The organism is Caulobacter sp. P1_D6 (assembly GCF_056406095.1).
In genome coordinates, this window is record NZ_JBFUAW010000031.1 from 25838 (window position 1) to 44538 (window position 18701).

At 68.4% G+C, this 18701-nt stretch carries 15 protein-coding genes; 2 read left to right on the plus strand and 13 right to left on the minus strand.

From position 1 onward, the window contains the following. Positions 1–70 precede the first annotated feature (70 nt). From AC1DYP_RS18090 to araD1, 12 genes are all read right to left on the minus strand, one after another. Entirely contained in the window at positions 71–574 is a 504-nt protein-coding gene (locus tag AC1DYP_RS18090; RefSeq protein ID WP_477047490.1) for a GNAT family N-acetyltransferase, read from the minus strand. 48 nt (positions 575–622) lie between these two features. After that, positions 623–1777 (minus strand): aldose epimerase family protein, encoded by a 1155-nt coding sequence (locus AC1DYP_RS18095; RefSeq protein WP_477047491.1) that lies wholly within the window; start codon positions 1775–1777, stop codon positions 623–625. 164 nt (positions 1778–1941) lie between these two features. Continuing rightward, positions 1942–2946: an arabinan endo-1,5-alpha-L-arabinosidase gene (locus AC1DYP_RS18100; protein ID WP_477047492.1), complete on the minus strand. Its 1005-nt coding sequence runs from the start codon at positions 2944–2946 to the stop codon at positions 1942–1944. A 61-nt stretch (positions 2947–3007) separates the two neighbouring features. Then, positions 3008–5857, minus strand: coding sequence for a TonB-dependent receptor (locus AC1DYP_RS18105; protein ID WP_477047493.1), 2850 nt, complete (start codon positions 5855–5857; stop codon positions 3008–3010). 421 nt (positions 5858–6278) lie between these two features. Then, positions 6279–7790 carry an arabinosylfuranosidase ArfA gene (gene arfA, locus AC1DYP_RS18110; RefSeq protein WP_477047494.1) on the minus strand — a complete coding sequence of 504 codons (1512 nt, stop codon included), beginning with the start codon at positions 7788–7790 and terminating at the stop codon, positions 6279–6281. A 15-nt stretch (positions 7791–7805) separates the two neighbouring features. After that, positions 7806–9116, minus strand: coding sequence for an extracellular solute-binding protein (locus AC1DYP_RS18115; protein WP_477047495.1), 1311 nt, complete (start codon positions 9114–9116; stop codon positions 7806–7808). Beyond that, positions 9113–9961 carry a carbohydrate ABC transporter permease gene (locus tag AC1DYP_RS18120; RefSeq protein ID WP_477047496.1) on the minus strand — a complete coding sequence of 283 codons (849 nt, stop codon included), beginning with the start codon at positions 9959–9961 and terminating at the stop codon, positions 9113–9115. The genes AC1DYP_RS18115 and AC1DYP_RS18120 overlap by 4 nt, the downstream gene beginning before the upstream one ends. After that, positions 9958–10839, minus strand: a complete 882-nt coding sequence (locus tag AC1DYP_RS18125) for a carbohydrate ABC transporter permease (RefSeq protein WP_477047497.1) — start codon at positions 10837–10839, stop codon at positions 9958–9960. The genes AC1DYP_RS18120 and AC1DYP_RS18125 overlap by 4 nt, the downstream gene beginning before the upstream one ends. Next, positions 10836–11942 carry an ABC transporter ATP-binding protein gene (locus AC1DYP_RS18130; RefSeq protein WP_477047498.1) on the minus strand — a complete coding sequence of 369 codons (1107 nt, stop codon included), beginning with the start codon at positions 11940–11942 and terminating at the stop codon, positions 10836–10838. Before AC1DYP_RS18130 ends, AC1DYP_RS18125 begins: the two co-directional genes overlap by 4 nt. A gap of 311 nt (positions 11943–12253) precedes the next feature. Continuing rightward, positions 12254–13780, minus strand: a complete 1527-nt coding sequence (locus AC1DYP_RS18135; RefSeq protein WP_477047499.1) for an aldehyde dehydrogenase (NADP(+)) — start codon at positions 13778–13780, stop codon at positions 12254–12256. A 13-nt stretch (positions 13781–13793) separates the two neighbouring features. After that, positions 13794–14735: a Gfo/Idh/MocA family protein gene (locus AC1DYP_RS18140; RefSeq protein ID WP_477047500.1), complete on the minus strand. Its 942-nt coding sequence runs from the start codon at positions 14733–14735 to the stop codon at positions 13794–13796. After that, a complete protein-coding gene (gene araD1 / locus AC1DYP_RS18145; protein ID WP_477047501.1) occupies positions 14732–15727 on the minus strand; it encodes an AraD1 family protein in 996 nt (331 codons plus the stop codon). The genes AC1DYP_RS18140 and araD1 overlap by 4 nt, the downstream gene beginning before the upstream one ends. A gap of 409 nt (positions 15728–16136) precedes the next feature. Between araD1 and AC1DYP_RS18150 the strand changes: the two genes are divergently transcribed. After that, entirely contained in the window at positions 16137–16817 is a 681-nt protein-coding gene (locus AC1DYP_RS18150; protein ID WP_477036058.1) for a FadR/GntR family transcriptional regulator, read from the plus strand. A gap of 69 nt (positions 16818–16886) precedes the next feature. Here the strand turns inward: AC1DYP_RS18150 and AC1DYP_RS18155 are convergent, their stop codons facing one another. Further along, the gene (locus tag AC1DYP_RS18155) at positions 16887–18284 is read right to left on the minus strand and encodes a glycoside hydrolase family 27 protein (RefSeq protein WP_477047502.1); all 1398 of its coding nucleotides are present in this window, start codon (positions 18282–18284) and stop codon (positions 16887–16889) included. 252 nt (positions 18285–18536) lie between these two features. On the opposite strand from AC1DYP_RS18155, the gene AC1DYP_RS18160 reads away from it, so the two are divergent. Continuing rightward, on the plus strand, positions 18537–18701 hold a 165-nt coding region (locus AC1DYP_RS18160; RefSeq protein WP_477047504.1), incomplete at its 3' end, for a hypothetical protein.

The following is an 18701-nucleotide window of genomic DNA, read 5'->3' on the forward strand; positions in this document are numbered from 1 at the left end:
TCCTCCCAGAAACGGATGTTTGACCGGAGGAGAACGCCGGCGCCCTTGGGTCAGTCCAGCGTCTTTTTCGCTAGAGCTTCAGCCGCATGAACACCGTGCCGTCGGGCGTCGGGGCGTAGTAGGGGCCGGTGCGCTCGAAGCCCATGGCGTCGTAGAGCGCCATGGCGGTGGTCATGCTGGGCAGGGTGTCCAGCCGCAGTTCTTCATAGCCGAGGGCGCGGGCCGCCTGGATCACCGCCTCGGTCATGGCCTTGCCCAGGCCAAGGCCTCGCGCGGTGGGCAGCAGGTAGAGGCGCTTCATCTCGCAGCGGCCATCGGGTGGGATCGGGCGCAGGCCCGCGCAGCCCAGCGGCCGCCCCTCCGCGTCCCGCGCCAGCAACAGCTCGCCCTTCGGCGGCGCGTACTTGCCCGGCAAACCGGCCAACTCGCCGCTGAAGTCCTGGTAGCCCAGGTCGACGGTCAGGCCGGCGACATAGTCCTCGAACAGCGCGACGACCGCGGCTAGGTCGTCGGCGGTGCGGACGGAGTGGATGGAGAAGGCGGCGGGCATGCCCAGAGGGAAACAGACTTCCACCGCCTTCCGCAATGACCCGGAAGGTCGTTGTTCTCCGGCGAGAGGGGGCTATTTCCCGTCCGTGGTCAGCCTGAACACCATGGTGTTGCTGTACTTCTGGCCCGGATCCAGCCGCACCGGCGCGAAGGCCGGCTTGTTGGGGGCGTCGGGGAAGTGCTGCGGCTCCAGGGCGATGCCGTCGCCCTGGCGATAGATCTTGCCGCTCTTGCCCACCATCGTGCCGTCGATGAAGTTGCCGGTGTAGAACTGGATGCCCGGCTGGTCGCTGAGGATCTCCATGACCCGGCCGCTCTTGGGATCGGCCAGGCGCGCGGCCAGGCGCGGGGCGCCGCCCGCCTTGCCGGTCAGCACCATGTTGTGGTCGTAGCCGCGGCCGACGACGATCTGCGGATCGCGGGCGTCGCGCAGGCGCTCGGCCACGACGGTGGGCTTGCGGAAGTCGAACGGCGTGCCGGCCACCGGGGTGATCTGGCCGGTCGGGATCAGTTCGGCGTCGACCGGGGTGTAGCCGTCCGAGGCTAGGGTCAGGACGTTGCCCATCGCGCCGTCGGGCGAACCCTCGCCGGCCACGTTGAACAGCGCGTGGTTGGTCAGGTTGACGATGGTCGGCTTGTCGGTGGTCGCGCCGTAGACGACCGTCAGCTGGTTCGCCTCGTCCAGCGCGTAGGTGGCCGTGGCGGTGAGCGTGCCGGGATAGCCTTCCTCGCCGTCGGGGCTGACATAGGTGAAGGTGACCGAGGCGACCGGGCCGCGCTTGATGTCGCTGACCTTCCAGACCTGCTTGTCGAAACCTTTCACCCCGCCGTGCAGGGCGGCGACGCCGTTGTTGTTCAGGGCCAGTTGGTAGGTCTTGCCGTCCAGGATGAACTTGCCCTTGCCGATGCGGTTGGCGAACCGGCCGACCGAGGCCCCGAAATAGCTGGCGTTCTTGGCGTAGGCCTCGGCGTCCTTGAAGCCCAGGGCGATGTCGGCCTTGGTCCCGTCGCGGCCGGGCGCGATCAGCGACTGCAGGGTGGCGCCGTAGGTGATCACCGTGGCGCTGACGCCCTTACCGTTTGTCAGGGTTATGGCTTCGACCTCGACGCCGTCGGGCGTCTTGCCGAACGAGGCGCGGGCGTAGTCGGCCGCGAAGGCTCCCGCCGGAAGGGCGATGGCGGTGGCGGCCAGAAGCGCGCCGGTCAGTTTGCGGCCTGAAGTCTTCATGGTGTTCCTCGTTCCAACGACGCAGCGGCTCTGGAGGCGGCTTAGTTGTCATATACTCCGACAAATCGAGCCGATGCAATCGAGCTTGGACGGAAAGAAAGCCGCCGTTCCGGAGCAGGTCCGGAACGGCGCAGGCGGGGCAGAACTCAGGTGGGGAAAAGGGTTCAGACGGCCACGGGCCAGCCGTCGGCGCTCCAGGCCAGGGGCTGGATGCGCAGGGTCGGGACGCCGCCCTTCCTGGCGTCATAGGCGTGGTAGACGATGTAGTCGCGGCCCGCGTCGCGCAGCACGGCCACGTGACCGGGGCCCTTGAAGCGCTTGGCCGGATCCAGGTCGGCGTGCAGCACGATCAGCCCGCCGCCCTTCGTCATCATCGCCTTGCCGTTGCGGTCGACATAGGGGCCGGCCACCGCCTTCGAGCGGCCGACCACCGTGTAGTAGGTGCTGTCGGCGCCGCGGCAGCAGAAGTCGAACGAGGCGAACAGGTAGAACCAGCCGTCGCGCTCGATGACGCAGGGCGCCTCGATGGCGTCTGGGTGAGGCCGGGCGGCGATGGCCGTCAGCGGGGCGCCCGGCTTGGGCTTGCCGGTCGCGGGATCGATCTCGACCAGTTTCAGGCCCGACCAGAAGCTGCCGAAGCTCATCCAGACGCGCCCGTCCGGGGTGGTGACGATGTTGGCGTCGATGGCGTTGAAGTCGTCGCCGGGCTTGGAGGCCAGCACCACGCCGTCGTCGCGCCAGCCGAAGGCCGGGTCGGAGCGGTCCAGGGTCGCGGTGGTCTGCAGGGCGATGACCGAGCGGTTCTTCCCGAAGGTCGAGAGCGCGTAATAGAGGTGATAGCGGCCATTGATCAGGCTGATGTCCGGGGCCCAGGCGCCGCGCGTGCCGGGCACTTCCTTCTGCGCCCAGTTAGGCAGGGCGGGCATGACGGCGCCGACCAGGGTCCAGGCCGCCAGGTCCGGCGAGGTGCGCCAGTGGATCAGGCCGGGCTTCTGGTTGGCCTGGCTGGTGCAGAACAGGTGGTAGGTCGCGCCCTGCTTGATGATGCAGGGATCGTGGACGGGCGACAGGTCGCCGGTCATCCGGTCGTTGAGGCTGGCGGCGGCCTGAGCGGCGGCCGGGACGGCGGCGCTCAGGGCCCCGGCCAGGGCATGTCTGCGGGTCAGCATCACGAACTCCGACGCGAAGGCGGACGCGCCCGACTCCAGGGGAGCCGGGCGCGCGCGGGTCTTACATCTTCCAGCGGAAGCCAATCAGGACCTGGCGGTCGTAGCGACGGGTGTCGCGCGGGTACAGGTGCTTGTCGGTGAAGTAGTCCTTGAACTCGGTGTCGAGCAGATTGACGCCTTCCAGGGTCAGGGTCAGCTTGTCGCCGACCTTGTAGGAGAGGCTGCCGTCCATCTGGGCGGTGTCGTCGGCGATCAGGTCGAAGCCGCTGTTCTCGAAGTTCGGCGTGTCGAGGAAGTGCTTGCGCCAGTTGTAGGCCAGGCGACCCGAGATCGGGCCTTTCTCATAAAGGACCGCCACGTTGTAGGACCACTTCGACAGGCCCCGGAACTCGGTCTTCACGCCGGTGACGGCGTTCTTCATCGACCCGTCCATGAAGGTGGCGTTGGCCTGCAGGCCCAGGCCGCTGAACACGCCCGGCAGGAAGTCGTAGAACTGCTGGTAGCCCAGCTCGACGCCGTCCAGCTTGTCCTTCCCGGAGTTGCTGGGCCGGGTCATGATGTAGGTGCGGCCGTTGATCACCTCGTTGGCCGAGGTGGTTTCGATATAGCCGTCGATGTTGCGGTGGAAGTAGGCCAGCGTCAGGAAACCGTCGGCCGAGAAGTACCATTCCAGCGACGTGTCGAGGCTGTCGGAAGTCACCGGCTTGAGGCCCGGATTGCCGCCCGACCCCGACAGGAAGGTGGTGTTGGACACAACGGTCGACAGCGAGACGCCCGGATTGAGCTGGGCGAAGTCGGGGCGGGTGACGGTGCGGCCCAGCGACACGCGGGCCACCAGGTCCGGCCGCAGGTTGAACCTCAGGTTCGCGCTGGGCAGCAGGTCGACCGACGAGTTCTTCTTGGTGGTCGGGGTATAGGTCAGCAGGAAGTTTTCCGGATCGTCCAGGTGTCCGGGGTTGCTGTTGTAGGGGGTGGCCAGGCGCACGGCCTGGGCGATGTTGCCGCCCAGGGTCTGTTCGGTGCGGACCAGGCGCAGGCCCACGACGCCGCTCCAGGGAACGCTGCCCAGGTCGCCGCCGATCTTGGACTGGACGTAGCCCGCGAAGGTCTTCTCGACGTCGGAGAAGAACATGCCCGGATCGATCTTCCGCTTGCCGGTGACCGGGTCGTTGCGCAGGGCGTATTCGGTGGGCGTGGTGCCTGAACCGACGCCGGCCCCATTGATCGAGTAGGGCACGTAGCGCAGGGCCGTCTGGGCCCGCACCTTGTCGGTGTTGTTCAGCAGGTACGAGGCGCTGGGCGTGTACCACTGGGTGGTGACGTAATCGGGACCGCCGTCGGCCATGGGCTCGGACACGCCGTTCAGGCCGGGCAGGATGCTGACCGAGCTGTGCACGAACGGATAGGCCGCGCCGCCGTACGACTGGTTGGACTCGGCGCTGCGGTCGGCGTAGCGGACGCCGGCGCTGATCTCGCGGATGAATTCGTCGGACGGGGCGGTGTAGACGACGTCGGCGCGCCAATCGACCGAGGTGCCGGTCTGCTTGCCGTAGTTGTCGAACCAGTTCTCGATATTGTAGGCGGCCGGGTTTTTGATGTCGTAGCCCGGGCTGTTGTAGTTCAGCTGGGCGGTGCCGTCGTGGCTGGTGTCGACCTGCACGAGCGGAACGATCGTCGAGCTGTCGAGGATCGGGTTTTCGTACCGGAAGAACGAGTTGGTCACCGACAGGTCGGTCGACAGCTTGAAGCTGCCTAGCTCCTTGTAGCCGCCGGCCGAGAACTGGTTGGTGTTGGAGTGCTGGTCGTTGGCCTGGGTCGACATGATCGTGAAGACGTTGTGGTTGGTCAGCGTCTTCATCTGGTTGGTGCCCGGGAAGACCGTCGCCGAGATGTCGCCGTTGCCGAGGAACGGCAGGCCGACCAGGAAGTCGAGCTCGAACACGTTCTTGTAGTCGGTGACGAAGCCTTCGAAATACAGCTCGCTGGTGTCGTCCGGCCGCCATTGCAGGGCGAAGTTGGCGGCCTGGCGCTTACGGTCGCCGACGATCGGGATGTAGCCCATCACGAACGGGCCGCGGAAGTCGTCGACCGGGGCGGGGTGCGCGGCGTTGAACTGGCCGCAGGTGCGGTTGGGCGGGACGGGCGCGGCGGGCGGAGGCGGCTGCGGACAGCCGGTCTGCGTTTCGGGTCGCGTGTTGAACGCCCGCTCCTCGTGGTAGTCGCGCTCGACGAACGACACGCCCAGCAGGGCGCCGAACTCACCGGCGCCGGTCTCCCAGCGGTTCGAGGCGGTGGCCCCGAAGTCCGGGTTCCATTCCTTGACCTTGTCGGAATAGGCGGCGTGGCCGAAGGCGTTGACCTGGGCGCCGGCGAAGTCGAACGGCCGGCGGGTGCGGATGTCGATCGCCCCGGCGATGCCGCCTTCGATCTGGTCGGCCGCGGCGCTCTTATAGACGTCGACCCGCTGCAACATGTTGGCCGGCACGTCGGCCAGGGCGATGTAGCGGCCGGTGGTGGTGAACACCTCGCGGCCGTTCAGCAGGGTCACCAGGTTGGGCAGGCCGCGGATCAGCACCGAATTGGCCTCGCCGGAGTCGCGGCGGACCTGGATGCCGGTGACGCGGGCCAGGGCGTCGGCGACGTTGTTGTCGGGCAACTTGCCCACGTCCTCGGCGACGATGGAGTCGACCACCAGGTCGTTGTTCTTCTTGATCTGCTGGGCGCTCTGGGCGGCCTTACGCTGACCGGTGACGACCACTTCGTCGACCGTCTGGTCGTCCTGGGGCGCGGCGGTCTGGGCCAGGGCCGGCGCGGCGGCCAGCAAGGTGATGGCCGAAGCGGCCGAAATCAGCAGGGCCCGCTGCGCGAGGCGCGCGGCGGATCGGATCGGCTTTTGGGTGCCGGTAGTCATGGATTTCCCTCCCAAGTCTCATCGTCTCCCCGTCTGCGCGGGAAGCTTCTCGATGCAGATTATCTTGTCTGACAAATGATCCATTCGCAAGAGTATTACTAATGTGATCATCGAAATATGAACGACGTTCGTTCGCGCGTGCAGAATGGCGCGCCTCGGCGTGCGCCCTGTCCAGGGCGCTGGGTGTGGCAATAGATTGAATAAATTCAGCGAATTATGAGACCTGTCACCTAACGGCACGGTAGGCGCACGGGCGGTTCGCAACGCGGAATAGGTTCGTTCGCCGAGGCAGGTTCGGCACCTGGATCGTTCGAATCTTGGTCAGACAAATATGAGAGATTCGTATGACCACGCCTTGGGGCAGTCGATGGCGGCGGTAGCGATCCCGCGCCGCCGCCGCCGTCGTCGTCATCGTCGATGGTCAGTCCCGGGCGAGGCTGACGACGTTCCAGGATTGGCGCTTCAGCGTCGCCGTCAGGCGGCCGCCTTCCAGCTTGGCGGTCGGGTTGGCGACCGGCGAGACCGCGTCGGGCGCGGCCTTGGTGTTGGTCTTCTTCAGGTCCGGATCGTGAAGTTGGGTCGAGGTCTGGATCACCAGGTCGTCGGCCACGCCGCGCAGGTCGACCGACAGCTCCATGTCGTCGGTGACGCTGCGGTTCAGGGCGAACAGGGTCGTCGCCCCGGTATCCGGATCGCGCACGATCGTGGCCAGCAGGTTCGACACCTCGCCGTGGGCCTTGGTCGGGAACGTGCCGGTCTCGACCTTCAGCTTCAGCACCTCGCCGCGGCCGTGGCGCGTGCAGTCGGCGAACGGGTGGAAGATGGTCTGGCGCCAGGCCGGGCCGCCGGTCTCGGTCATGATCGGGCCGATCACGTTGACCAACTGGGCCAGGCAGCCGGCCTTCACCCGATCGGCGTTGTTCATCATCACGATCAGGCAGCCGCCCACCACCAGGGCGTCCTCGTGATTGTAGACTTCCTCGATCAGCGGGGGGGCTTCGGGCCAGCCGGGCTTCTTCAGGTCGTCGGGGCCGCTGGCCTTGTACCAGACGTTCCATTCGTCCAGCGACAGCATGATCCGCTTCTTGGAGCGGCGCTTGGCCGCCACGGCGTCGGCGATCGCGGCGACCTCGCGGATGAAATGGTCCAGGTCGTCGATCGTGGCCAGGAACTCGTGGATGTCGCCGGCGTCGTTGCGGCAATAGTGGTGCAGCGAGATGTAGTCGACCTGATCGAAGCACTGGTCCAGCACCTCGTATTCCCACTTGCCGTAGGTGGGCATGGCGCGCTGGGACGAGCCGCAGGCGGTCAGCTCGATGGTGGGGTCGACCCACTTCATCACCTTGCCGGTCTCCTGGGCGATGCGCCCGTACTCGGCCGAGGTCTTGGCGCAGATCTGCCAGGGACCGTCCATCTCGTTGCCGATGCACCAGAACTTGATGTCGTGCGGCTGTTCGTAGCCGTGGGCGCGGCGCAGGTCCGAATAGTGGGTGCCGCCCGGGTGGTTGCAGTATTCGAGGAAATGGCGGGCCTCGTCCGCGCCGCGCGTGCCGACATTGACCGCGAACATCGGCTCGAGGTCCGCCTTGCGGCACCAGGTGATGAACTCGTTGGTCCCGAACTGGTTGGTCTCGGTCGAGTGCCAGGCCAGGTCCAGGCGGACGGGGCGATCCTCCTTGGGGCCGACGCCGTCTTCCCAGTTGTAGCCCGACAGGAAGTTGCCGCCCGGGTAGCGGACGATGGTCACGCCCAGTTCCTTGGTCAGGTCCAGCACGTCCTGGCGGAAGCCTTCCGGCGTGGCCGTGGCGTGGCCTGGCTCGTAGATGCCGCCATAGACGCAGCGGCCCATGTGCTCGACGAAGGTGCCGAAGATCCGGCGGTCCAGCGGAGCCACCACGAAGTCGGCGTCGGCGATGATCTTGGCGGTCAGCATGGCGAGCTCGTGCAGCTAGAGAAGGTGGAACAGCAGGTCGTTGACGCGGCGCTCGGCGTCGGCGAGGGCGGTGTCGATCGGTTTGCGGCCGGTGATGCCGTTGGCCATCTCGTCGCCGATGATGTCCTGGATCGCGAACTGGCGCTCGACCTCCGGCGGCAGGGTCTGGCCGATCGTGGCCAGCGGCGCGATGGCCTGGCGGTGCGGCAGGGCCTTGAAGCGCGGGCTGTCGATCACCGCCTGCATGGCCGGCAGGTGGCCCGTGCGCGACCAGTCGTAGTCGTGGTCGGCCAGGAACCTCGTCAGTCGATAGACGGCGGCGCGTTGCTCGGGCGTCCGATCGCGATGCGGCACGACCCAGGCATGGCCGTCGACATAGGCCGCCTCCTTGGTCCCGAAAATCCGGGGATAGGGCGCGACGGCGTAGCCGCCCGACAGCGGCCGGCCGGGCGTGTGCGCTTCGGCCTCGAAGGTCCCGATCATCCAGGTGCCGACCAGATAGACCCCGCCGTCGCCGTTCATGAAGCCGCTGGTGGCGGCGGGATAGTCCTGGTCGCGGGTCGACAGGTTCTCGTCGTGCAGGGTCTTGAACAGGGCGACGATGCGGTGGGCTTCCGGCGTCGTCAGCTTGATGTGCTTGGGATCGGTGAAGAACACCGCGTCCTGGGTCATCAGGTAGGTGTAGAGGTTGCGGGTGTAGCTGGCCGTCTCGTTGGCCATGGCCTGGACCAGGTAGGGCTTGCCGGTGGCGGCCTTGAACTGGCGGGCCTGGGCCAACAGCTCGTCGGCGCTGGTGGGCAGGACCGGCTGGCCGTCCTTGACCAGTCCCGCCTGGCGGAACTGGTTCAGGTTGATGTGCCAGAGCGGCGCCCAGTTGTCGAAGGGCAGGCCCCAGACCTGACCGTTCTTGGTCACCCCCTCGCGGGCCGCGCGGGTGAAGGCGGCGGGATCGACGCCGACGCTCTCCAGCCCTGGTCCCATCGGCTCGATCAGGCCGCGCGACTGGTAGTCCGAGATCGCCGACATGTGCATGGTCACCAGGTCGGGCGGATCGCCCGCCGCGAACTGGGCCGACAGCTGGTCGTAGCCGGGCCAGGCGGCGATGTTGACCTTCAGCCGGATGTCCGGGTTCTCGCGCTGGAACTGGTCCAGCAGGCCGGTGATGATCTCGCACTCGCCGTCGGGATTGCGCGCGCCGGCCCCGGCCGAGCGGCACTCGCCGAAGATCCGCTGGACGGTGATCTGGGTGACGTGCGGCTTCTTGGCGCAACTGGTCAGGACCAGGGCGACGGCGGCCAGGGCGAGGGTTCGCAGGGGGCGGCTCATCGCACGGCTGCTCCCGACACCGCCCGCACGATGTACTTCTGGAAGAACACGTAGACGACCAGGATCGGCGCGCTGGCGAACACCGCCTGGGCCATCAGGAAGCCCAGCCCGCTGGTCTGGGCGAAGTTGATCTGCGAGCTGGCGACGCCCACCGTCAGGGTGAACATCTCGGACCGCGTCGCCGAGATCAGCGGCCACCAGTAGTCGTTCCACGACGACAGGAAGGTGAAGATGCCCAGGGTCGCCTGGGCGGGCAGGGTCAGGGGCAGCAGCACCTTCCAGAACACCTGCCGGCGCGAGGCCCCGTCCAGCATCGCCGCCTCGTCCAGCTCGACCGGAATGGCCTTGAAGTACTGGGTCATCAGGAACACCCCGAACGGCGCGGCCAGGCCGGGCAGGATCAGGCCGGGATAGGTGTTGTGCAGGTGCAGGGCGCTGAACAGCTGGTGGCGGGTGATGATCACCGACTGCTCGGGCACGGCCAGGCCGAACAGCACCAGGGCGAACAGCCACTTGCGGCCCGGGAACTCCAGCCGCGCGAAGCCGTAGCCGGCCAGGGACGACAGGGCCAGCACGCCGGCGGTGGTGCACAGCGAGACCAGCAGGCTGTTGGCCAGCCAGCGGAACACCGCCGCCCGGGCCAGGATCGAGCCGTAGTTCTCCAGCGTGTAGGGGCCGCGGAACACCGAGGCGGTGTCGCGCAGCAGCTCGCCGTTCGACTTCAGCGACAGGCCCACGGTCCACAGCAAGGGCATGATCATGACCAGGACGGCCAGGGTCAGGGCGGCCCAGCCCAGGCGGTTGATCCAGGGATTGCGCCCGGCGGCGCGGTCCAGCGCGCTCATCGGACCGCCTCCTTCTCGCGCGTGGTCACGTACTGCAGCACGGTGGCGACCAGGATCAGGCCGAACAGGATCTCCGAGGCGGCGGCCGCGTAGCCGATGTCCCAGCGCCGGAAACCGACCTCGTAGATGAACAGCACGATCGGCCGCGAGGAGCCGCTGGGGCCGCCCTGGGTCAGCAACTGGGCCTGGCCGAACAGCTGGAACTGCAGCACGCACTGGATGATCACCACCAGCACCAGGGTCCGGCGGATCGAGGGCAGGGTGATGCGGGTCAGGGCCTTCCAGGGGCTGGCCTTGTCCAGGGCGGCGGCTTCGTAGAGCTCGGCGGGAACCTGCTGCAGGGCGGCCAGGTACAGCATCATCGGCAGGCCCAGGCACCACCAGACGGTGGTCAGGGCGATGGCCGGCAGCACCAGGTCGGGATGACTGAGCAGCGGGATCGGCGGCTGGCCGACCGCGTGCAGGATGTTGGCGATCAGCCCGCCGTCGGGGATCAGCACCAGCCGCCAGATCAGGGTGACGATGGTCACCGACAGCACCGAGGAACTGAAGAACACGCCCCGGAAGAAGGCCGCCGCCCGGGTGGGACGGTTCAGGGCGATGGCCAGGGCCAGGGCGATCACCGCCAGCGGCGGCACGGTCAGCAGCACGAACCAGAAGGTGTTGCGCACCGCCTGCAGGAAGACGCCGTCGCGCAGCAGCCGGCCGAAGTTCTCGAACCCGACGAACGCCTCGCCGCCGAACAGGTCGGCCTTGTGCAGGCTCAGCCACACCCCGGCCAGCAGCGGGTAGAGCAGCAGGGTGAGATAGACCAGCAGGTACGGCGTCACGAACAGGCCGTTGACCCAGGTGCTCTTGCGAGGCGAGACGGCGGTCATGCGACAGCCCCAATGGGCGGGGGGGCGTAGTGGGCGCGGTCGTCGGCGTCGAACAGGTGCACGGCGCCGTCCAGGGCCAGGCCGACCGCGTCGCCCATGGCCGCGCGGCTGGTCCCGGCGTCCTCCGCGATGATCGCCGCCCCGTCGGCCAGGCGCAGATAGACCAGGGTGCGGTCGCCCAGGCGCTCGACGAACTCGACCTTGGCGTCGACCAGGCCCGCGCCCGGCGCGACCACCTTCACGGCCTCGGCGCGCACGCCCAGGCGCCAGGCGGCGCTGGCGGGCAGGGCGGCGAGCGGGACTTCGGTGTCGACGGTCGCGCCGCCCGGCAGGGTGGCGCGGGCCACGCCGCCGGCGCCTTCGCCCAGCGTCACGTCCAGGAAGCTCATCGGCGGCGAGCCGACGAAGGTGGCCACGAAGCGGTTGGCGGGCCGGGCGTAGATCTCCATCGGCGTGCCGACCTGCTGGATCCTGCGGTCGCTCATGACGACGATGCGGTCGGCCAGGGTCATGGCTTCGACCTGGTCGTGGGTGACCAGGATCATCGTCGCCTCGACGCGTCGGCGCAGCTGGGCCAGCTCCAGCCGGGTGCGCATGCGCAGGGCGGCGTCGAGGTTGGACAACGGCTCGTCGAACAGGAACAGGTCCGGCTTCTTGACGATGGCCCGACCGATGGCGACGCGCTGGCGCTGGCCGCCCGACAGCTGGCCGGGCTTCTGCTGCAGGAAGCGCTCGATCTCCAGGATGCGCGCCGCCTCGGCCACGCGGGCCTCGATCTCGGCTTTCGGAACCTTCGCGTTGCGCAGGCCGAACGCCATGTTCTCGAAGATCGTCATGTGCGGGTAGAGGGCGTAGTGCTGGAACACCATCGCCACGCCGCGGTCGCCCGGCGCCAGGGCGTCGACGCGACGCTCGCCGATATGGATCTGGCCGGTCTCCACCGTCTCCAGCCCGGCGATCATCCGCAGCAGGGTGGACTTGCCGCAGCCCGACGGACCGAGGAAGGCGATGAACTCGCCGGACGCGATGTCGAGGCAAATGTCGTCGAGCACGGCGACGGAACCGAAGCTCTTGCTCAGATGGTCAAGCCGCACACGCGCCACGCATCCACTCCCCAGTCGGCCCGCGACGCGTGACGGAAGGGTGGCGTGAAGCCGTCGTCTCCTCCCGGTCACGGCGCCAGAGCGCTCTTGCTTCCGCCCGCCTTTGATTGGGGGCTGGTTATTGTCTGAGTTATTTACTCAGACAAAAGCGGGATAACGATGAATCCTGGAGGGCGCAAGATCAAAAGTATGATGATTGGCCGCGCGCCCGGTTCCACGGTGGAGAGGTTACGAAAGGGAAGCTGTAATTGTCGGACTATAAAGCCGTCATCCCCCGGCGGGGCGGGGGATGACGAACTTGGGGCCATTCCTTACAGCACGCCGTCCACGGCGCGACGCACGCCCAGCGGATTGTCCGCCTTCAGGGCCGGCGGCAGCAGGGTGTCGGGGATGTCCTGGTAGCAGACCGGGCGCAGGAAGCGTTCCATGGCGCGGGTGCCGACCGAGGTGCCGCGCGGGTCCGAGGTGGCCGGGAACGGGCCGCCGTGGACCATGGCGTGCGAGACCTCGACGCCGGTCGGCCAGCCGTTGGCCAGGATGCGGCCGGCCTTGCGCTCCAGGATCGGGATCAGGCCGCGCGCGGCCTCGGCGTCGGCGGCGTCCATCTGCAGGGTGGCGGTCAGCTGCCCCTCCAGGCCCTCCAGCACGGCGGCCAGTTGGACGGCGTCCCGCACGCGGACGATCAGCGAGGACGAGCCGAACACCTCGTGGCTCAGCACTTCGTCGCGCTGGAAGGTCTCGGCGTCGACGGCGAACAGCGCGCCGACCGCCTGGTTGACGCCGTCGCCGACGCAGCCGCGCGCCAGTTGCTGGACGCCTTCGCGGTTGCTCAGCTGGTCCACGCCCTGCTCGTAGGCGCCGAAGATGCCCGGTGTCAGCATGACGTGCGGCTGGGCGGCGGTCAGGGCGGCGACGGCGGCCGCTTCGAAGCGCTCGAGGTCAGGGCCGGCCAGGGCGAAGATCAGGCCGGGATTGGTGCAGAACTGGCCCGCGCCCATGGTCAGCGAGCCGATGAAGGCCGTGCCCAGCGCTTCGGCCCGGGCGGCCAGAGCGGCGGGCATCAGCACCACCGGATTGATGCTGCTCATCTCGGCGAAGACCGGGATCGGCTCGGGTCGGCTCGCGGCGATCCGCATGAAGGCCGTGCCGCCGGCCCGCGAGCCGGTGAAGCCCACGGCCTTGATGCGGGAATCGGCGACCAGGCCGGTTCCCAGGGTGCGCTGCTGGCCGATCAGGATGGCGAAGACGCCGGCCGGCAGGCCCGCGGTCTTGATCGCCTTGTCGATCGCGCCGCCGACCAGGGCGCCGGTGTTGGGATGGGCCGAGTGGCCCTTGACGATCACCGGGCAGCCGGCCGCCAGGGCCGAGGCGGTGTCGCCGCCGGCCGTCGAGAAGGCCAGGGGGAAGTTGCTGGCGCCGAACACCACCACCGGGCCCAGCGGGATGAAGCGCTGGCGCAGGTCGGAACGGGGCAGGGGCGTGCGCTCGGGCATGGCCGGGTCGATCCGGGCGCCGATCCAGTCGCCGCGCCGCACGACCTGGGCGAACAGCCGAAGCTGGCCGCAGGTGCGGCCGCGCTCGCCGGTGATCCGGGCCACCGGCAGGCCGGTCTCGGCCACGGCGGTCTGGATCAGCTCGTCGCCCAGGGCCTCGATCTCGGTGGCGATCGCCTCGAGGAAGGCGGCGCGGGTTTCCAGGTCGGTCTCGCGATAGACGTCGAACGCGGCGGCCGCGGCGGCGAGCGCCGCCTCGATCTCGGCGGGGCTGGGCTCTGGGAAGCTTTGGCCGAAGTGTTCGTTGGTGGCGGGGTTCAAGGCCCGCAGGGCGGCTTCGGCCATTCGTTGTCTCGCTCTATTCAATGAACGCCGGAGCGACGACCCGTCGGCCCAGCAGGAAGGCGTCGGCGACGTGACGCAGCGGGCTGACGTCGACATCGCTGGCGGAGCTGGCCACCAGGCGCGCGAAGGCGTCGTAGAGACCGGCGTATTCGGCGTCCGGCCCCTCGCGGAGCAGGACGTCGTCGATCCATAGCTTGGCGCCGCCGTGCGACAGCTTCAACACGTTGTTACCGGTATCTTCGTCGCCGGTCTCGACCGTGATGTCCCAGCTTTGCGGACCGGTCTGCAGGAAGTCGAACTCGGCACGGATCGGCGCGCCGGCCGCGTCCACGAAGTCCAGCTCGGCCTGGATCGGCGACTGGCAGTTCTCGGGCACGTGCAGCGCCGCGCTCGTCAGGAAGAACGGCCGGGGCAGGATGGCGGTGGCGATCGACAGGGCGTTGATGCCCGGATCGAAAACGCCCAGGCCGCCGGCCTCCCAGATCCAGGTCTGGCCCGGGTGCCAGACGCGGACGTCCTCGCGCCAGTCGATGCGCACCGACTTGATGGTCTTGTCGGCCAGCCATTCGCGGGCCGGCGCCACGCCCTGGGCGTAGCGCGAGTGCCAGGTGGTCTGCAGGGTCAGGCCGCGCTCGGCGGCGGTCTGGCGCAGGTCCTCGACCTCGCTCAGCGTCGCGCCGGGCGGCTTTTCCAGCATCACGTGCTTGCCGGCCGCCAGGGCCAGGTGGGCCAGGGCGTGGCGCGGCTGGGGCGGGGTGCACAGCGACACCGCGTCCACCGCCACGTCGCTGGCCAGCAGCTCGGCCAGGGTCGTGAAGTGGGCGACGCCGTCGAGGTCGGCGTTGCGGCTGACGACGGCGACCAGCTCGAAGCGGTCGTCGGCGGCGATGGCGGGCAGGTGCTGGTCGCGGGCGATCTTGCCGAGACCCACCAGTGCAAGGCGGATCGGCGTCACAGGCTGCGCACCGTCACCGGCTTGTCCTGCGCCTGGGCCAGGGGATTGCTGACGGGGTAGAGGAACGGCGCGGCGCCGATCTCGAACACGTCGCCGACTTTCGTCTGGAAGCCTTCCGAGAACGACAGGGTCGCCGTGCCGAAGAAGTGCACGTGCACGTCGCCCGGCTTGCGGAAGAGGTCGTACTTGAAGTGGTGGTGCTCGAGATTGGCGATCGTGTGGGACATGTTCGCCTCGCCCGACAGGAAGGGCTTTTCCCAGACCACCTGGCCGTCCCGCAGGATCTTGCTGGCGCCGCGCACGTCGGCCGGCAGCTCGCCGGTCAGCAGTTCGGGGCCCAGGGCCGCCTGGCGCAGCTTGGAGTGGGCCAGCCACAGATAGTTGCCGCGCTCGATCACGTGGTCCGAGAACTCGTTGGCCAGGCAGAAGCCCAGGCGGTAGGGCGCGCCGTCGGGACCGATGATGTAGACGCCGGCGATCTCGGGCTCCTCGCCGCCGTCCTGGGCGAAGGCGGGCGAGGTCAGGGGCGCGCCATGGCCGACCACGTGCGAGCCGTCGCCCTTGTAGAACCACTCCGGCTGGGCGCCGACCGCGCCGGCGGCGGGCTTGCCGCCCTCGACGCCCATCAGGAACATCCGCATGGAATCTGTGAGCTGTTCGCCGGCCTGGGCGGCCTTGTGCATCTTGTCGCGCCCCTCGGCCGAGCCCAGGTGGGTCAGGCCGGTGCCGGTCAGGATCAGGTGGGCGGGATCGGGATGATCGATCGGGGCCAGCACCCGGCCCTCGGCCAGGGCGGCGGGGATGTCGATCTCGGCGCCCAGCGGGTGGGCCTGGGCGGCCTCGGCCAGGGTGGCGCCGGCCGCCAGGGCGGCCTGGGCCAGGGCCAGCAGGGTGTCGGCCACCTCGACCTTGCGGGCCAGGCCCGCATCGTTAACCGCCGCGAGGATTCGCGTCCCGCCCTGTTCCTTCAGTTGCACAAAGCGCAGCACCATGGCTGTCGTGACTCCCAAGAGATTTGGCCAACGGGTTTGGCTATTTAGTCAGACAAATAGCGAACTGCCGGGCGGTGTCAAACCCGGATCGGCGGGCTTGCGGCGGTGGCCCGGACGAGGCGGGGCGCTGTGGAAACACGAGAACGGGCGCAAACCCGCGCCGTGTCGGCGTTTGGCAATCATCATACTTTTCAGCGTGGAAATCCGCTTCGCGCGAACGACGTCGTGGCTGCGAAATCCCTTGTCGGCGCACAAACTGTCTCGTTAGTGTCGCGCTGCGTCGAGATCGGCGGACGGACGGGGGCTCCGTTCATCGACTGGACAGGGAGGCAAAGCGCGCGTGCGGAAGAAGAAGGATAAGGCCGGGGACGGCGATTTCGCGCGGGACAGCCTTGCGGCCACCAGCCGGATCCACGGTTCGATCGCCCGCAACCTGGGCGTGGCCATCGTCTCGGGCCAGTACCAGCCGGGCGACATCCTCAACAACGAGATCGATTCCAGCGAGCAGCTGCAGGTCTCGCGCAGCGCTTACCGCGAAGCCATCCGCATCCTGGCGGCCAAGGGCCTGGTCGAGAGCCGTCCCAAGACCGGCACCCGGGTCACCGAGCGCAACCGCTGGAGCCTGCTGGACCCCGAGGTCCTGGCCTGGTTCTTCGAGTCCGAGCCCAGCGAGGAGTTCCTCAAGGGGCTGTACGAGCTGCGGATGATCGTCGAGCCGGCCGCCGCGGCCCTGGCCGCCGAGCGCCGCGACGACGGCCAGCTGGAACGCATGCGCAAGGCGCTGATCCAGATGGAGAGCCAGACCCTGGCCACCGAGGCCGGCCAGGCCGCCGACCGCGACTTCCACGACACCGTGCTGGAGGCCACCGCCAACGCGCCGCTGTTCACGCTCAGCAGCAGCATCGGCGCGGCGGTGCGCTGGACCACGATCTTCAAGCAGCGCAAGCGCGAGCTGCCGCGCGACCCGATGCCCGACCACTGGAAGGTGTTCGACGCCATCGCCGCCGGAAGGCCGGACCAGGCGCGGCAGGCGATGGAGCGGCTGGTGGGGCTGGCGCTGGAAGACACCCGCGCGGCGATCGAGTCCTAGGGATCAGGTTCCTTGTCGGCGTCGTTCTCGGCTGGGGACAGGCGCATGCGCCTGTCCCCAATCGTAGGCTCACCCCAGCCGATACAGCCCCGCGCCATGCGGCGGCAGTCTTCGTTGCAGGCTGTGCTCGACCAAGCCGTCGTCTTTGCGGGCCCAGAGGTCGCGCACGTTCACGCGGCCCTTCACGCCCGCTAGCCCAAGGTCGATCCTGACCAGCATCTCCTCGTCCGTCGTGTTGAACAGCGCCAGGTAGCGCGCCGTCGAGCCCGGAACCTCCGCCATCCAGACGACGCTTCCGCCGGCGTTGATCAGCGGCCGGTTGCCCGTGCTGGCCTGGTTCACGGCCAGCACCTCGTCATTGGTCAGCAGGGCCGTCGTCGCCGGATCCAGCTTGCGCAGGTCGCCGCCCATGATCAGCGGCGAGCGGGCGATGGACCACAGGGTCATCATGGTGCGCTGCTCGTCGGGCGTGAACCGCGTGGTCCGCTTGCCCAGGTCCAGCACGCCCAGCGGCAGCATGTCGGCGTCGGGCCAGCAGCCGGGGATGCGGTACGGGTTCCAGCGCTCCAGCCGGCCGAACTGCTCCATCAGCAGCGGCCACTGGTCCCAGAAGTCGTCGCTGATCCGCCAGAGGTTGGCGTGGCGCTGCACATGGCTGGCGGCGTCCAGCGGCGTCTCGCCGGGCGACAGGCTCAGCACCATCGGCCGACCGCTGGCGTCGATGGCCTTGCGCACGGCTTCGATCTCCGGCGCGTGGTCGTGATAGGGCCGACTCATGTCGTCGACCTTGACGTAGTCGACGCCCCAGGCGGCCAGCAGCTTGAAGACGCTGTCGTAATACGCCTGGGCGCCGGGCTTGGTCATGTCGACGCCGTACATGTCCGGGTTCCAGGGGCAGAGGCTGGAGCGGTCGACGATGTCGCCGATGCGGACGTCGGTTCCCAGCACCGGCAGGTTCCGATCCGCCGCCTGTCGGGGCGCGCCACGCATCAGGTGGATGCCGAACTTCAGGCCCAGGGCGTGCAGCCGGTCGCCCAGCGGCTTGAACCCCGCGACGCCAGTTGAAGTGGGGGCGGCCGAGGAGGGGAAGCGGTTGACGGCCGGCAGCAGCCGTCCCCACGGATCCAGTTCGAGATGGGCGTCCTTGCGGTAGTCGAAGCCGGTCGCGCCCGGCTCGTACCACTGGATGTCGACCGTGAAGACGTCGTAGCCGTGCGGCAGCAGCACCTTGGCCATCACCTTGGCGTTGTCGATCGCCTGGTCTTCCGTCAGGGTGGTGGCGAAGCTGTCCCAGCTGTTCCAGCCCATCGGCGGAGTCGGGGCCAGGCGGCGGAAGGCGAGGGGATCGGCGGCCCCATTGGCGGTCATGGCGAGGCCCGGAAGCCAGGGCGCGGCCACCGAAGCGGCCAGCAAGGCCCGGCGAAGGGCGCGGAATTGGCTCCTCGCGAGCGGATTTTTCGAGTCCATCGGCGCCTCCCGAGCGACCTATCGTCCGACAACAAACGGCGAATAATTTTCGTTTGCGTTCAATTGGAAAACACGGCTTGCCGGCCTTGTCGAGCGGTGCAGCTCTCACGTTGACGCCGCGTCTTGGCCGGTATAGTCAGACAAATAAACAGGGGTGAACCGAACGGGCTGTCGATCGCTCCGTCCAGATGGCGGACAATCCTCATGTCACCCGCCAGGCCCTCCCGCTGTCGCCGCCTATCAAGGACTGTCATGAGCTCTGCCGCCGTTCCGCCCCGCGCCCTTCGTTCGCGCGCCTGGTTCGACAATCCGGACAACGCGGACATGACGGCGCTGTATCTGGAGCGCTACCTGAACTTCGGCCTGTCGCTGGATGAGCTGCAGTCGGGCAAGCCGATCATCGGCATCGCCCAGACG

Bases quoted from the DNA above. Each gene is read 5' to 3' on its own strand.
- AC1DYP_RS18135 (WP_477047499.1), bottom strand. From the start codon at position 13,780: ATGGCCGAAGCCGCCCTGCGGGCCTTGAACCCCGCCACCAACGAACAC.
- AC1DYP_RS18120 (WP_477047496.1), bottom strand. From the start codon at position 9,961: ATGAGCGCGCTGGACCGCGCCGCCGGGCGCAATCCCTGGATCAACCGC.
- arfA (WP_477047494.1), bottom strand. From the start codon at position 7,790: ATGCTGACCGCCAAGATCATCGCCGACGCCGACTTCGTGGTGGCTCCG.
- AC1DYP_RS18115 (WP_477047495.1), bottom strand. From the start codon at position 9,116: ATGAGCCGCCCCCTGCGAACCCTCGCCCTGGCCGCCGTCGCCCTGGTC.
- araD1 (WP_477047501.1), bottom strand. From the start codon at position 15,727: ATGGTGCTGCGCTTTGTGCAACTGAAGGAACAGGGCGGGACGCGAATC.
- AC1DYP_RS18095 (WP_477047491.1), bottom strand. From the start codon at position 1,777: ATGAAGACTTCAGGCCGCAAACTGACCGGCGCGCTTCTGGCCGCCACC.
- AC1DYP_RS18125 (WP_477047497.1), bottom strand. From the start codon at position 10,839: ATGACCGCCGTCTCGCCTCGCAAGAGCACCTGGGTCAACGGCCTGTTC.
- AC1DYP_RS18100 (WP_477047492.1), bottom strand. From the start codon at position 2,946: ATGCTGACCCGCAGACATGCCCTGGCCGGGGCCCTGAGCGCCGCCGTC.
- AC1DYP_RS18105 (WP_477047493.1), bottom strand. From the start codon at position 5,857: ATGACTACCGGCACCCAAAAGCCGATCCGATCCGCCGCGCGCCTCGCG.
- AC1DYP_RS18155 (WP_477047502.1), bottom strand. From the start codon at position 18,284: ATGGACTCGAAAAATCCGCTCGCGAGGAGCCAATTCCGCGCCCTTCGC.